This is a genomic window from Marinobacter sediminum (assembly GCF_016820575.1).
Lineage (GTDB): Bacteria > Pseudomonadota > Gammaproteobacteria > Pseudomonadales > Oleiphilaceae > Marinobacter > Marinobacter sediminum.
Genome location: NZ_JAEMQH010000002.1, coordinates 599924 through 614568 on the forward strand (window position 1 = coordinate 599924; position 14645 = coordinate 614568).

Here is a 14645-nt window from a genome sequence, read left to right on the forward strand (position 1 = left end):
AAAGGGAGCCTTGACCCCCTTGATTACACTTGTTACCGACTCAGAACTCGATGCAAGGTTCCTGGTACAGGCGAGGGCAGGCTGACCCATCGGCCCGGAACAGGTGACACTTGCTGCCATTGAGTCCCAGGGTCATGGTAGCGCCTTCCTGAATCGGATTGCTGCCGTCGGTACGCATCGTCTGCACACCTTCAACGTTTTCCAGTTCCAAATGCACCAGCGTCTGGTAGCCCAGGCGCTCAACCACGTGTACCTCGCCTTTGACGTACATGTCGGCCTCCTGGTTTTCCAGCAGGTGTTCCGGACGGATACCCAGCGTCACCTGCTCGCCAACGGACAGATCGCCACCATTAACCGGCAGTTCCAGGCAGTGGTTGCCGGCCAGCACAACGGTCACGCTCTGGCTGCTGGCAGCCTCCACCACGCAATCGATGAAGTTCATCTTGGGCGAGCCAATAAAGCCGGCGACAAAGCGGGTGGCCGGGTAGTGGTAGAGTTCCATGGGCCGGCCGACCTGGGCGATGGCGCCGTTGTCGAGGGCCACGATCTTGTCGGCCATGGTCATGGCTTCTACCTGGTCGTGGGTGACGTAAATCATGGTGGCGCCCAGGCGCTTGTGCAGCTTGGAAATCTCGATGCGCATCTGCACCCGCAGCGAGGCATCCAGGTTCGACAGTGGTTCGTCGAACAGGAACACTTCCGGCTCGCGCACGATGGTGCGGCCGATGGCCACGCGCTGGCGCTGGCCGCCGGACAGGTCCTTGGGCTTGCGGGCCAAGAGCTTGTCGAGCTGCAGCAGGTTTGCTGCGTCCTGAACCCGGCGATCGATTTCGGACTTCTGGGTTTTGGCAAGCTTCAGGCCAAAGGCCATGTTCTCGGCCACGTCCATGTGCGGGTAGAGCGCATAGGACTGAAACACCATACCCACTTCCCGCTCTTTGGGTGGGAGATCATTGACTCGATCGTTACCGATGTACATGTCGCCGGAGGTGATCTCCTCAAGTCCGGCAATCATGCGCAGCAACGTGGACTTGCCGCAGCCCGAGGGGCCGACAAATACCACGAATTCACCGTCCTGAATGTCCAGGTTCACATCTCGGGTGACCTGGGCTTCGTCATAGCTTTTGCAGATATTACGTAAAGTGACGCTGGCCATAACTGGAATCTTCTTGTTTGGTCTTATGTGTCTCAGAGCCTGGCGATTTCAACGCCCCAAGGCTCCAGGTTCAGGTTGGATCCTTGCCACTGACCGCCGACAAAGTCCGGCGTCTCTGACACTGGCGTGCCTTCTGCCGGCAGGGTAATGCGGGTGGCGTTGTCGCTCAGGTTCAATGCGATCAGGAGTCGCTCGCCGTCCAGGCTGCGGGTGTAGACAAGGGTGTCCTTGGGGCTTTCGAGGAATTCAATATCGCCCTTTAGCACCACGCTCTGATCTTTCCGCCACCCGAGAAATGCCCGGTACGCGGACAGCATTGACTTGTCCTTCCCGTCCTGCACATCCACAGCGGCGCTGTAGTGCTCATCATAAACAGGCAGCCAAGGCGGTGTATCTGAGAAGCCACCGTTAGTCTTCTGATGATCCCAGACCATCGGCGTGCGACATCCGTCCCGGCCTTTGTACTCCGGCCAGAAGTTGATGCCGTAGGGATCGACCAGGTCTTCGTACTGCAGTTCGGCCTCGGTGAGTCCCAATTCCTCGCCCTGGTACAGGCAGACGCTGCCGCGCAGGGTCAGCAGCATGGCCATGTAGGCTTTCAACTGTTGATCGGATTTGGCCTGCCAGCGGGTGGCTACCCGGGTGACGTCGTGGTTGCCAATAGCCCAGCAGGGCCAGCCATCGGTCAGTTTGTCTTCGATGGTGCTGACGGTTCTGTGAAAGAACTCGGAGCCGTGCTCTTCGGTCAGCAGATCGAATGAGTAGGCCATGTGCAGCTTGTCGCCGTCACGGGTGTAGTCGGCCATGGTCTGCAGCGAGTTGTCATCGCCAATTTCACCAACCGTCGTGGTTCCCGGGTATTCATCAAGCAGGGCACGCAGGCGCTGCAGGAAGGCCAGGTTCTCGGGCTGGGTCTTGTCGTACTTGTGGAACTGGTAGGCGTAAGGGTTTTCCTTGCGCACACCTATCGAACCCTCAGCGATGGCATTGCTGGCCGGGTTGTCCCGAAGCTTGGGATCGTGGAAGCAGAAATTGACTGCGTCCAGGCGGAAACCGTCAACGCCCCGTTCCAGCCAGAATTTAACGTCAGACAGTGCCTGGTTCTGGACTTCCTCGTTGTGGAAGTTCAGATCCGGCTGGCTGGTGAGAAAGTTGTGCAGGTAGTACTGCTTGCGCCGGCTGTCCCAGGCCCAGGCCGAACCACCGAATACCGACAGCCAGTTGTTGGGTGGCGTCCCATCGGGCTTGGGGTCGGCCCACACGTACCAGTCGGCTTTGTCGTTAGTGCGGTTGGCTCGGCTTTCCTTGAACCAGGTGTGCTGGTCCGAGGAGTGGCTGAGCACCTGGTCAATCATGATCTTCAGGCCGCGGTCGTGGGCCTTTGATACCAGCTCATCGAAGTCCGCCAGAGTGCCAAAGATAGGGTCAACGTCCCGGTAGTCGGCAACGTCGTAACCGAAATCCTTCATGGGCGAGGTAAAAAACGGTGACAGCCAGATCGCATCCACATTCAGACCGGCAATGTAGTCCAGCTTTGCGGTGATCCCAGGCAGGTCGCCAATTCCGTCGCCGTTGGAATCGAAGAAACTCCGTGGATAAACTTGGTAGATGACGGCGCCACGCCACCAGTCCGGATTCTTGTTCATTGTTCCTCTCTTATACTCCGGTGGTGAAAGGTTGTCAGGGTAGAGCACGGATAAAAGGTCTCTAACCCAGTTAGAAGCAAGTCATACTGAGCCGATTGTTAACCCTGTTCATCCTCCTGGCTGACTTTTTGTTGGCGTAGTCCGGGGGAGGAGGGGGGCGTAGCAGGGCGGAGACGGTCTGGCATTGCCCTTATTCGGTGCGTGCTCTGATTGCCAGGTAACCAATGGGCGTGAAATCGGTGCGCTTTTGAACGCAAAGCCGCACTTTCCTGAGCTTAATTCTAGGCCCGAACCTTGCAAACGATTCCTTCATTCCGGTTTGACTGTGGCCGCCAAGAGCCACGCAGTCCAGTTGTGCGGTTTGGAGGCCAGCAGCATGACCCTGAAGAGTGAATTTATGAAACTGACCAGTGCCGAGCGCAGCTGGTTGCCAGTCTGGGGAGCGACAGGAAAACTGGCCATGGGCTGGTCCTGTTTTCTCAATCGGGGCCTTTACGGCACCAACGAGCAGATTTTCGAGAGTATTGCCCGAACCCGCCGGGATGCCCTGATTACCTGGGCGGATCACAAATGGTCGTTCCTGAACACGCTGGCTGTCCGGCTTGAGGGGCAGGATGACGACGGCATGCGGGAGCTGATCGAGACATCATCTGGCCGGCTTCGGGAAATATCCGAGCTGTTTGTAGTGAACGAGGAAGGCCTGGTGTTGGCATCGTCGGCATCCGCACGACAGGGCAGGCGAGATCTGCCCCAAGAGGCGGTTCGGCGAGGCACTCACGAGCGTTTACTACACGGGCCTTATCGGGATCCGGTTACGCTGAGCCTGGGCGCCACGACCTCTCGATTCCATGATGCAGTGACCCTGATGTTCTATCATCCGGTCACCCTTGAATCCGGTGGCGCGGCAGCGATCTGTGCCCGTATTCCCAACGATGTCATGAGCGACCTGATCCAACGGGAGGCGGGGCATGTGTTTGAGGAATCCGGCGACAACTATCTGTTCATGATCGACAGCCAGTTCGACCGAACCATCCAGACCGGCACGGCGCTGTCCCGTTCCCGATTCGAGGATGCCACCTTCAGTCATGGCGACAACTTGAAAGACGGCATCCGCACGGGGTTCGGCACCGTGGGCGTCCGGGAGCACACAGAGTTTGAGATCCGCTTTACTGATCCGGCGACAGGCCGCTTGCACCCAGGCGTGCGGGAAACCATCGCCAACGGAGAAAACCTGTTTGTTACCTACCCCGGGTATTCGGATTACCGGCACATTCCGGTGATCGGCAAGGGCGTGACCTTCCAGATGCCCGGTTCGCCAGATCGATGGGGCATGATGTGCGAGGGCGACCTGGAGGAAGTGTACCGGCGCCGCTCGGTATCCTGGCGCCTGACTGCGCGGATGACGGTGCTTATCGGTCTTTTGTGGGGCATTAACCTGGCCATGGCCTGGAGCGGTGTATCGCTTTGGCTGGAAGCTGCGGTGACGGCAGGCTCTGCATTGGCGGGTGTGCTTCTGTTTCGGAGTATTTCGGCAAAACCGCTGTCTGAAAACCTCGGAGCCATGGCGGACATCATCCGAAACATTGCTGAAGGTGGTGGCAACTTGCGCCAGCGCATGGACCCATCCTCGATGCCACGTGACGAGACAGGCGACCTGGCACGTTGGATTAACAGCTTTATCGACAGTCTTGATGGCATGGTCGGACAGGTCATCTCACTGGCTGCAGATTCGCGCCAGGCCAGCGATCAGTTGATGACCCAGAACCGGCTGGCGGACGAAAGGGTTCGACAGGTGCTCGCGCACATCGAAGATATGGTGCGGGGCGCAACCTCTCAGGAGAATGAGATCCGGAATGCGTCGACGACGGCCCAGGAGATGCGCTCAAGCATGGAGGAAGTGGTGGAGCGGGCCCGAGAGCAGTTTGCCAGGGTCAGTCAGGAAACTCAGAGTATTCGCAATGTCATTACCCGATCGGCGGACGGTATTCGGGCTGCCAACGATCGCACCGAGGAAATTAGCAAAACGGCACTGGTGATTAACGATATCGCCGCCCAGACCAACCTGCTGGCCCTCAACGCAGCGATTGAAGCGGCCCGGGCCGGTGATTCGGGGCGTGGATTTGCCGTGGTTGCCGACGAGGTACGTCAGCTGGCTTCCCGCACGACCCAGGCCACCAAGGATATCAGCGAACGGTTACAAGGCGTTCAGGAGGAAACCCGCCGCGCGGTTATCACGATGGAAGAGGGCATGTCGGAAATGGAGGAGCGCCTGCGCAAAGCTGAGGCTGCCGCCGACGATAACTCCACTCTGCATGTCATGGTGGAAAACCTGTTTCGGGCGATCGCCGGCATTGAGAGTACCAATGTTCAACAGAGCACCCAGACCGCGGGCGTGTCCGAGAGCGCATCCGTGATGAACGGTGTGATTGAGCAGCTGACATTGAGTGCCGAGCGCACGCAAGCCTCCGCCAGCAAGCTGCAAAGACTGACCGGCCAGTTCCAGGTGTCGGCGGAGGTGGCCTGACCAAATCGGCGGCATTGGCTTCGGCGCCTGAGCTGGCTAGACTTCCGTGAATTCCGGCGGGCCAGCCCGCCGATCCACCGTTCCGGAGGCTCGTGTGCAGCATTGTTATTTCAGGCAGGTCAAATCGCTCCTTCTGTGGGCCAAAGCGGTAACCGGGTTGATGTTTCTGACGGCCAGCGGCTTCGCCCAAGCCGAGTGGCACCGATACTCCGACACCGCCATGACCACGCCCATCCACCTGGAGTTCTGGGCGGAAGATCAGGCCAAGGCCGACAATATCGCCGAGTCGGTGTTGGCGGTGTTCCACCACGTTGATCGAACCATGAGTCGCTACCGCGCCGATTCCGAACTGTCGAAGGTAAATCGGGAAGCGGCGAATCGGGCAGTACAGGTTTCGGCGGATCTATTCAACGTGCTGCAAAAAGCCAAACAGGTGTCGGAACTCAGCGGTGGCGCCTTTGACATCAGTTTCGGGTCGGTGGGATTTCTCTACGATTATCGCGCCCGGCAGCAACCGTCGGCCGACCATATTGCCTCTGAACTCGGGCACATCAACTACCGGGACATCATCCTTGATGAGAAGGACCGTACGGTGCAGTTTCGCCAAAACGGCCTGAAGTTGGATCTGGGCGGCATCGCCAAGGGGTATGCGGTGGATCTCGGGATCGCGGAGCTTAAGCGTGCCGGCGTTCGCCATGCCCAGCTCAGTGCCGGTGGCGATATGCGTCTGCTTGGGGACCGGCGCGGGCGCCCCTGGGTGGTCGGGGTGCGCGACCCACGCTCGGAGGATCGCAATGCGGTGGTGTTACCGATGACCGACACGGCTATTTCCACCTCAGGGGATTACGAGCGGTATTTCGTTAACGACGCGGGCGAGAGAGTGCACCACATTCTGGCGCCATCCACCGGTAAGCCGGTGCGGGGGGTGCAGAGTGTCACCATTCTCGGAACTGATGCCTTGACGACCGACGGCCTGTCCACCGCGGTGTTTGTGCTGGGGCCCGAGCAGGGGTTGGCCATGGTGAACCGGTTGCCGGGTATCGACGCCATCATCATCGATGAAGAGCGCCGGATGCATTACTCCGAGGGCTTGCAACCACCTGAGCCTGATCAGTAACCAGGCTCAGGAACTTCCTTGACCTGTTAAGAGATAGTGCCGTTTACAATGCCGGGCATGGCGATCAGGCTGTCCTGCATGGTGCTGTTGCCCAGCCCATGGCCGTTGAAGCGATTGCCAAAATCGGCCTCTTCGCCGTGCAGTGCCATGTAGTTCAGAAGCACCGTCTGAACCAGCTGGTTAACGTTGTTGGCGGCGGGACTGGAAGCGGTTTCCACCGACGCATCCGAACGCATGAAACCGATCTGGTTGCGGATGGCCGTTGGCCGCCCATTGGGGTTGTACACGAGGAAAAACGACGCTGCGGTTTGCTGGTTATCCCCGGTCCATTCTCCCTTTCCACGACCGTCCATAGAGTCGTCGATACGGCCGTTGCTTGAGACCGATCCGTCGCTGAACACGTAGAGCATCAGTGGCATGCCGACTCGGGCAGCGTACTCCAGGCAGGCGCCCATGCAGCGACCGGCCAGCTCATCCCGGCGTTCGCCGGTGCCACGCTCGCCAGTATGGTAGTCATAGCCACCCATGGTGACGGTGCCCGCACCGGCATAGCCATTCATCACCAGTTTCATTACCGAGGCGGTTTTGCGGAACTCGCGGTTGTTGTCGAATTCGTCGCGGGTGAAGATGCCTGTTGGCCCGACAATCTCCATATCGAGATCAGGGTTGAGGGCGCTGGGATCACCGAAGCGATCGGCCAAATCCGCACTCTTCACATAGCCGCACCGCACCAGATCCTTCACCACCTCATCGCTGGATATCTTGGTGTCCATTCGGTTCATCTTGGCATCGCTGATTCGCTGAATGGATTCCATAACGGCAACGGCATCGCCCTGATCTAGGATGCCAATCAGATCGCCGACATCCACCAGGCCGGTTACGTCGGAAGGCCGGTCAATTTTGGTAGGACGAACCTGGGGATTGATCAGGTTCATCGGTGCCATGGAATTACCGCCAGACTCGGAACTCTGGGAGCCCACCAATGACAGTAGCGAACCGTCAGCCCCAGCCTGGTGAATTCCGTACATGGGGTTGTGCGGATTGTTGCCAGTGTCATTCTCCGAACGGGCGGCAATGATGGTGCCGTTGGTGGCGGCTCGGGTGCCAGCGCTGGTGCTTTGCTGAATGCCCCTCAAAAAGCCGCTGTCGCTATGAAATGCCAACCCCATTTCGTTGTTCACGAACGAGGGGTTGTTGGGCAGCATATCCCCGGGCAGGCCGAGGCGGTTGTAACCGGCGGTGCTGAGAAAATCCATCTGTCCCCCGGATTTGCCCATGAGCACGTTGGAGCCGGCGATGTTGGCGCCACCAGCCAGATCAAAGCAGATGAAGGGGATCTTCCCGGCACCATTGACCGCGATGCCGCAGCTTTGTTTCAGGGTTTCCAGGTCTGACGAGAGTGCTGCCGACGCACTACGTGGGTTGCCGAACAGGCTGAAAATGGACGCGCCGAATACGGTAGCGCTGCCGGCCATAAAGCCCTGGGCAATGAATTCCCGGCGAGTGCGTGGCCGGCCGTGGTCGGAGTGGCGCAGCGGTTCACCGTTGGCCAGGGTCTTGTTACGTGATCTGCGTATAAACATGGTCAACGTCCTTTACTGAACCAGAGTGGTGGCGCTGCCCAGAACAGCGGCGCAGCTGGCTTTGACAATGGTTTCGGTGCGACCTGCATCGCAGGAGCCGCCGCAACTGGTCAGGTTATCAATCAGGCTATTCAGCTCGGTTTCGACATCCGCATCCGCAGGCTGGGTAGCCAGGTTTTCACCCACGAACCGGTCCAGCAGTGGGTCGATGACCTGGCTGCGGCCGGTGGCGTCGAAGGCGGTGTCCGCCGATTCGCTGAAGTTGAAGCCGGGGAAAAATGTGGTCCGCAGCCCGATGTCGGAGACAAGTACATCACAGTACTGAATCGCCATCTGTGTGATTGCCATCTGGTGGGACGACAGAAAGCCTTCGATCGTTTCTACCGTCGGTAACTGCTGCTTCACCGTGACGTAGGTGTTGTAGACATCGGTTTGAGTCTTGTCGACGCCGGTCAGGTTGGCCATGGTGTCGTTGATTTCATCAAAGGTTTTCAGGCCGATGTCGGACGACGGTGGCAAATCCGCTGGCGTAGCTGCCGGGGGCAGGGCAGGCTCGGACCGGGCGTAGGTTTCGCTTCCGAGTTGATCGAAGGTCAGGAAGAACTCATCGGTCTCCGGACCTTCTTCCAGCGCAATGATGGTGCCCAGGCGCGACAATGGCTGGCCGGTGCCCGGCTCGTAATCGTCGGCATTCAGCGTCACATCCAGGTTAGCCCAGGCCTGGCCCACGGCTGGCTCCTTGCCATTCACGCCCAGGCGCATACCGGTCAGGCGGATGTTGGAGGGCTCAACGGTGTTATCCAGGCTGATAAAGAACGGGCTGGTGAAGCGATAGCTGTAGCTGTCGAACTGACTCACCTCGAACACGATGAAGCTCTCCGGCACGTTGATCAGGTGCGATACGCCAAACAGCATGTAGAACTTCTGGCCCACGCCCACCTCGAAGTTGGTCTGGACCTGTTCCGGTGTCAGCGCCCGGTTGTGGAACGCCACCATTCGAATGGTGCCTTCCCAGGGGGAGTTGCCATCGGTTTCGTTGCCCAGCACCAGGGCAAAGCTGTCGTCCCACTCTGACAGCAGGCCGGCAGAATCCGGATCAACATCGCCGCTTGGCTCGCCATTAATAAAGATCTGGCGACCGGTGCCCGGTGAGTAGTTCACCACCACGTGCTGCAGGGTGGCCTGCAGCAGCATGTCGGCGTCCTGGGTACCGAACGGTGTGTTCTCATCGCTGCTGGTGCTGCGGTGCAGCACTTCGTAGCGCTGCAAGCTCTGGCTCAGGGTCAGGTTTCGGGTCGTAGCCGAGCCCGAGTAGGTGACAATCCGGGCGTCTTCCTGGGTGATGTTGCCCGGGGCCACCCAGGCCTCCAGGCTGTACTCGCCAGAGGCGGTCAGGAAGGTGTGCAGTTTCTGGCTATTTGAAGTGGAGCCTTGCGCCTTGCCAGCAGGAACCATGAAGTTCTGTTCGTTTTGGTAGGCGCCGCCCAAAGCGATGCCCCAACCACCGACCCATTCGGTGTTACCACTCAGGGTCAGATCCAGCGCCGGTGACACCCCGCTGGTGTCGAACGCGGTCTGGCCTTCACCGGCCTTGAACTCGTACAGGGCGATGATGTTGTTCTCATAGCGGCCACCGGAATTGGCCAGCAGGCCGTCTTCCGCCAGGTTGAGGGCCTTGCTGACCACAAGATCGGCATCCACGGTCTGGGGACTCTGAAGATCGGCAAAATCCTCAATCGCCATTTGCATAGTGTCAGCGGATAAGTCGCAGTCGTCATCCCAGCAGTTGTGGAAGTCGGCTCTCAGGCGCTGTACCAGTCGGGACGCTGATGGCGTCTCCAGGTTCATCCGGCTTTGGGCCTGCTCGTAGGCAGTCGCGCCATTTGAGCTGGCAATGTAGGGCGTTTGGCCATTTTCCGTGTGGCAATCGCTGCAATAAGTCGTCAGCACCGGATATACAGTGCTTTCGAAATCACCGCTACTGGCCGGGAAGGTGAGGGTAGCGCCAGGATCTTTCTCTGCCGGTGCTCTCAACTCAACCGTTTTCACCGAACCGGCTGCACCACCGGCCCAGTTAGTTAGGTAGGTGGTCAGGATGTCCACACAGGCGGCCGTGCTGGAGGTCCAGCAATTGTGGCCGCCGGCGACCTTAGCCACCATTTCAGACTGGGATGGGGCATCCAGATTCACCACCGTGCGCGCCTGGGCGTAGGCAGTGTTGATGTCCTGCTCGTTGACGAACGTTGGGGACTGGCCACCGGCGTTGTGGCAGGCGCCACACTTGTCCTGAGTGGCCAGGTTGTCCCAGACCGCCAGTTTGAAGGCCTGGACATCGTCGTTCTCGGGCGCAGGGCCGGTGTAATTCACACTGGACGCGCTCGCCGAGGTGTTGGGCAGGGATTCGGTGGATTCGCCTCCGCAAGCACTCAGCAGCAAAGCGGCTGCGATCAGTGCCAGAAAGGAGCGCATGGGGGTCATTGACGGGCGGTTTATGGTCATCATGGCGTCCTCAATCTCCCATGCAGTAAACGGCGGATTCGGCAAAGACCTGTTTCAGGTCAAAGCCTTGGGCGCGGAAACTGCTAACCATGCTGCTGACCTGAGAGCGGTCAGAGGCATTGGAGGGTGGTCGCAGGCACACGTTTTCAAACACCTTTTTCACCTGGCATTCGGCGAACGCTTCGGATTGGGCGAATTCACGCCCCAGACTCTTGGCGCCCTGACCACTGCCGCTCAGGGCTGAATCCCAGCCTAGCCGCCGGTTGGCACCGGAGCGCCAGTAATTGTCCCAGCTGTCGTCGGGCGTGACGTAGCCCTGTTCAAAGGTGGCGGAATTGATGTGGTATTTCGCTTGCACCCGGGTACCGGTTACCGGATCGAGATCGCTGGCGGTGTTGTACACCAGCCGGCCCAGCTCACCGTCGGGATCGGCATTAGCGTCATACTCATAGTCGTAGTAAGCGAAGGCTTGGGCCATCGGGTCCATGCCACTGTGGCAGCCGACGCAGTTGTTCAGGAACACCCGGCTGTCACCTCCGGGGCTGCGTGACACGTCCTGGCGAATTCGATCGGGCGGTCGGGTCACGTCGGCAACCTGCTCGAGGTCGTTGCACATGTGGTTCATCAGTGTGAAACGGAACATGGCCCGATTGGTCCCCGCACTGAAGAAGGCCCGGGCCGCAGCACGGGAGGTCATGACACCGGCGGTGGCCGACGTTGGCAAGCCGGAGTAGGTCGACTGGTTCACCCGGATCAGGTTGTCCTTGAGGCTGAAGCCGCCGTCTTCCAGCGCTTCGTAATGGTTGTTGTTGCTCTGGGAGTAGCCCGGAAGGCCGAGCGCCGGGTTACCGATGTAGAGAACATCGTCGTAAAGCACGGTGCGAAAATCCGCGTCGTCCCGCACCAGCCCGATCACCGTGGCGATGTAGTCATTTAATGGTACGAACTTGGACTGGGCTTCGTTGGTCCAGGGCGCCGCCAGGTTTTTCAGGGTAACGTCGTAGAAGGCGCTGTTTTCCATGGCAATGTCAGCGGCGGCGAGTTCGTTACCACCGCTGATCTGTGCTGCCATGTTATTGAGGACCGTGGCTGAGGGTGGAACACCCGCAATCCGATCGTGAATTCGTTTGGCCTGTTCTCTGGGGCCGGCCTGGGCAACGCTGGCCTGAAACAGTGCCAATGTGAGAAGGAGCAATGTACTACTCGCCTTGCCTACCAGCAGTCTGGTGCGGTGTCGGGCTTTCATGTCCGGGTCCTCGGTGGGTTATTCGCGACGCTAACGTAAACCAGAGTTAACACAGTCAACAGTTTAATCTTGGTAATCTAGGCCAAAATGAGGGATGGGCCACGGAATTACATTGCGTTACTCAAAAGCCTTGGAGCTGGGGACCGAATCCGACTTAGTTTATTGATGGAAACGTTGACCAGCACAGGGTTTGTCCATTTTGACTACACGATTTTCATTACGAGCGATTCTGCCATCACTGATGCCAGCCTTTGGCCTGATCAGTGCGGTTTCGCTGTCCGGCTGCCTGTCCAGCAGTGACAGCCAGACCGCAGACCCTGTGGTGGTCGAAAATCCGGTCGCCTATGTCCAGCGCACCCTGCAGATTGAAGAGAATTCTGGGGCGCTGGTTGAAGACAATCTGGCGGACCCGGCGGCGTTTAGACCGGGTGCAAGGCTCTATCTGAAGCCTAGCGCAGCGGCTGGCGCCAGCGCGCGGGACATCACCTCAAGGGCCTTCGCCGGTGCCGGTTTCCTGAATGATGAAGGCGAATTGCGCTACGACGTCAAGGACCTGCACGTGTCCCAGGATGGCACGCGGCTGTTGTTTGCCATGCGCGCGCCGGAAATTGAGGGCGCGGACAACGAGGATCAGCCGACCTGGAACATCTGGGAGTACGACTCAGCGTCCGACACACTCAGCCGGATTATTGGTTCCGATGTTACTGCCCGGGCCGGGCAGGACGTAGCGCCAGCCTATCTGCCCGATGGCCGGATTGTGTTTTCATCCACGCGCCAGCGCACCTCCAAGGCCATTCTGCTCGATGAGGGCAAGCCCCAGTTCCCGGGCCTGGATGAAGACCGGGACACCGCCGCATTCGTGCTGCACGTGATGGACGATGACGGCGAAAACATCGAACAGATGACCTTCAATCAAAGCCACGACCTGGACCCGCTGGTGACCGACAACGGCACCATTGTGTTCAGCCGATGGGACAACGCCGGGCAAACCCGCGATAACGGCGTCAATCTTTACCAGGTCAACCCTGATGGCACCGGCCTCAGCTATCTGTATGGCCGGCATTCTCATGATTCAGTGTCCGACAGCAGCGACGTTCAGTATCTGAAGCCGCAGAAAACTGACTCCGGTGCTGTGCAGGTTCAGCTGCGACCCTTTGAAAGTAACGATTACGCATCGGTACCCGCGGAAATATCTGTGGACGAATACGTTGAGGCCGACATGCGCCTGGACGGCAGTGCCGGCTCCGGTCAGCGCACGCTGGTGGCCGACGTGGGTTTTGACGGTGAGCCGTCGTTGCAGGGCAGTTACGGATCAGTATCGCCATTGCTGGATGGTACCGGCCGTTACCTGGTGAGTTGGACGCCGTGCCGGCTGCGGGATATCGCTCGCGAGCAGATCGTGAATTGCACCCAGGAACGACTGGATTCAGAAGCCTACGAACCGGCCGCCCCGGTTTACGGTCTCTGGCTGCTGGACGTTGCCAGTGGCACCCTGCGTCCTGTCGTTCCGCCCATTGAAGGCGAACAGTTTGATGAGGCGGTGTTGCTGAAAGAGCGCACTCTGGAAACCTTCTTGCCTGAGAGCCAGTTCTCCGGTGATCAGGGGGTGCTGGCGGACGATGGCTACGGAGTGCTCGATATCCGCAGCGTGTACGATCTGGACGGCGTGGATACCGCTCCAGGTGGCATTTCAATAACGGCCGATCCGGTACAAACCCCAGCCGATGCCCGCCCCGCACGTTTCCTGCGGTTGGAAAAACCGGTGGCCATGCCCGATGACAACGTGCGCGACTTCGACAATAGCGCGTTCGGTCGCAGTCGCGGTCAGCTGATGCGGGAAATCCTCGGCTATGTGCCGGTGGAACCTGATGGTTCAGTGAGGGTGGCGGTGCCTGCCAATGTTGCCTTTGCGGTCAGTGTCCTGGATGCAGACGGCCAGCGGGTTGGCCCACGCCACCAGAATTGGCTGTCGGTGCGCCCGGGCGAGGTGTTGGCCTGCCAGGGCTGTCACGATCCCAACAGTGATGTTCCTCACGGTCGTCCGGATGCCGGCCCGGATTCGGTGTGGGCCGGGGCGCCCACCACCGGCCTGCCGTTTCCAAATACCGAATCCGCGCTGTTCGCTGACATGGGCGAAACCATGGCGCAGACCTATGCCCGGGTGAATGAAACCCGCAAACCAACGGCCGACCTGATCTACGAAGACGAATGGACTGATCCAGGGGCAACGGCCAAAGCCGCAAGTTTCACGCTTGCCTACGGTGATCTGGATACCCCTCCACCCATTTCTGGAGTCTGTGCCACCGAGTGGGCGCCCAATTGCCGGATTGTGATCAATTACGAGCAGAACGTTCACCCTCTGTGGAATTTGAATCGTGAGGTCCTGGACACCAACGGTGTCACCGTACTGGAAGACAACACCTGCACCGGCTGTCACGCCCCCACTGATGACGGTGGCATGGCCCAGGTGCCTGCCGGCCAGCTCGACCTGACCAACGGACCCTCGCCGGCTGAGCCGTTGCATTTCAACGCCTATCGCGAGTTGCTGTTCACCGATAACGAGCAGGAGCTGGTCAATGATGCCCTGGTGGATCGCCTGGTCGACACCGGCGAAGTGTTGCGGGACGAGGAGGGCAACCCCATTCTCGATGCCAATGGTATGCAACAGCCCATCTTTGCCACGGTGCCAGTAGCGGCCAGCATGTCGGTCAACGGCGCCCGGGCCAGTCGTTTCATGTCCCTGTTCCAGGCCGGTGGTACTCATGAAGGCCGCATGACCGACGCCGAACTGCGTCTGATTGCGGAATGGCTGGATATTGGTGCCCAGTATTACAACAACCCGTTCGATGCCCCTGAAGACTGACATAGGACCGA

The 14645-nt window shown here is 59.3% G+C and carries 8 protein-coding genes; 3 read left to right on the forward strand and 5 right to left on the reverse strand.

Annotation, left to right across the window (positions count from 1 at the left end):
- Positions 1–40: 40 nt before the first annotated feature.
- Both malK and FGO67_RS09600 read right to left on the reverse strand, forming a co-directional pair.
- Complete coding sequence (gene malK / locus FGO67_RS09595) at positions 41–1156, reverse strand: maltose/maltodextrin ABC transporter ATP-binding protein MalK (RefSeq protein ID WP_203300492.1); 1116 nt, start codon at positions 1154–1156, stop codon at positions 41–43.
- A 32-nt stretch (positions 1157–1188) separates the two neighbouring features.
- The gene (locus FGO67_RS09600) at positions 1189–2802 is read right to left on the reverse strand and encodes an alpha-glucosidase family protein (RefSeq protein ID WP_203300493.1); all 1614 of its coding nucleotides are present in this window, start codon (positions 2800–2802) and stop codon (positions 1189–1191) included.
- Between the two features lie 376 nt (positions 2803–3178).
- Between FGO67_RS09600 and FGO67_RS09605 the strand changes: the two genes are divergently transcribed.
- Both FGO67_RS09605 and FGO67_RS09610 read left to right on the forward strand, forming a co-directional pair.
- Entirely contained in the window at positions 3179–5326 is a 2148-nt protein-coding gene (locus FGO67_RS09605) for a methyl-accepting chemotaxis protein (RefSeq protein ID WP_203300494.1), read from the forward strand.
- A 94-nt stretch (positions 5327–5420) separates the two neighbouring features.
- Positions 5421–6443: an FAD:protein FMN transferase gene (locus FGO67_RS09610; protein WP_338039549.1), complete on the forward strand. Its 1023-nt coding sequence runs from the start codon at positions 5421–5423 to the stop codon at positions 6441–6443.
- Positions 6444–6469: 26 nt separating this feature from the next.
- Here the strand turns inward: FGO67_RS09610 and FGO67_RS09615 are convergent, their stop codons facing one another.
- From FGO67_RS09615 to FGO67_RS09625, 3 genes are read right to left on the reverse strand one after another with little or no spacing between them, the layout of a single operon-like run.
- Positions 6470–8026: a general secretion pathway protein GspF gene (locus FGO67_RS09615; protein WP_203300495.1), complete on the reverse strand. Its 1557-nt coding sequence runs from the start codon at positions 8024–8026 to the stop codon at positions 6470–6472.
- A 12-nt stretch (positions 8027–8038) separates the two neighbouring features.
- On the reverse strand, positions 8039–10528 hold the full coding sequence (locus tag FGO67_RS09620; protein WP_203300496.1) for a LamG domain-containing protein: 2490 nt from the start codon (positions 10526–10528) through the stop codon (positions 8039–8041).
- A gap of 7 nt (positions 10529–10535) precedes the next feature.
- Positions 10536–11771 (reverse strand): hypothetical protein, encoded by a 1236-nt coding sequence (locus tag FGO67_RS09625; protein ID WP_203300497.1) that lies wholly within the window; start codon positions 11769–11771, stop codon positions 10536–10538.
- A gap of 199 nt (positions 11772–11970) precedes the next feature.
- On the opposite strand from FGO67_RS09625, the gene FGO67_RS09630 reads away from it, so the two are divergent.
- Positions 11971–14634: an HzsA-related protein gene (locus FGO67_RS09630; protein ID WP_338039550.1), complete on the forward strand. Its 2664-nt coding sequence runs from the start codon at positions 11971–11973 to the stop codon at positions 14632–14634.
- Positions 14635–14645 lie beyond the last annotated feature (11 nt).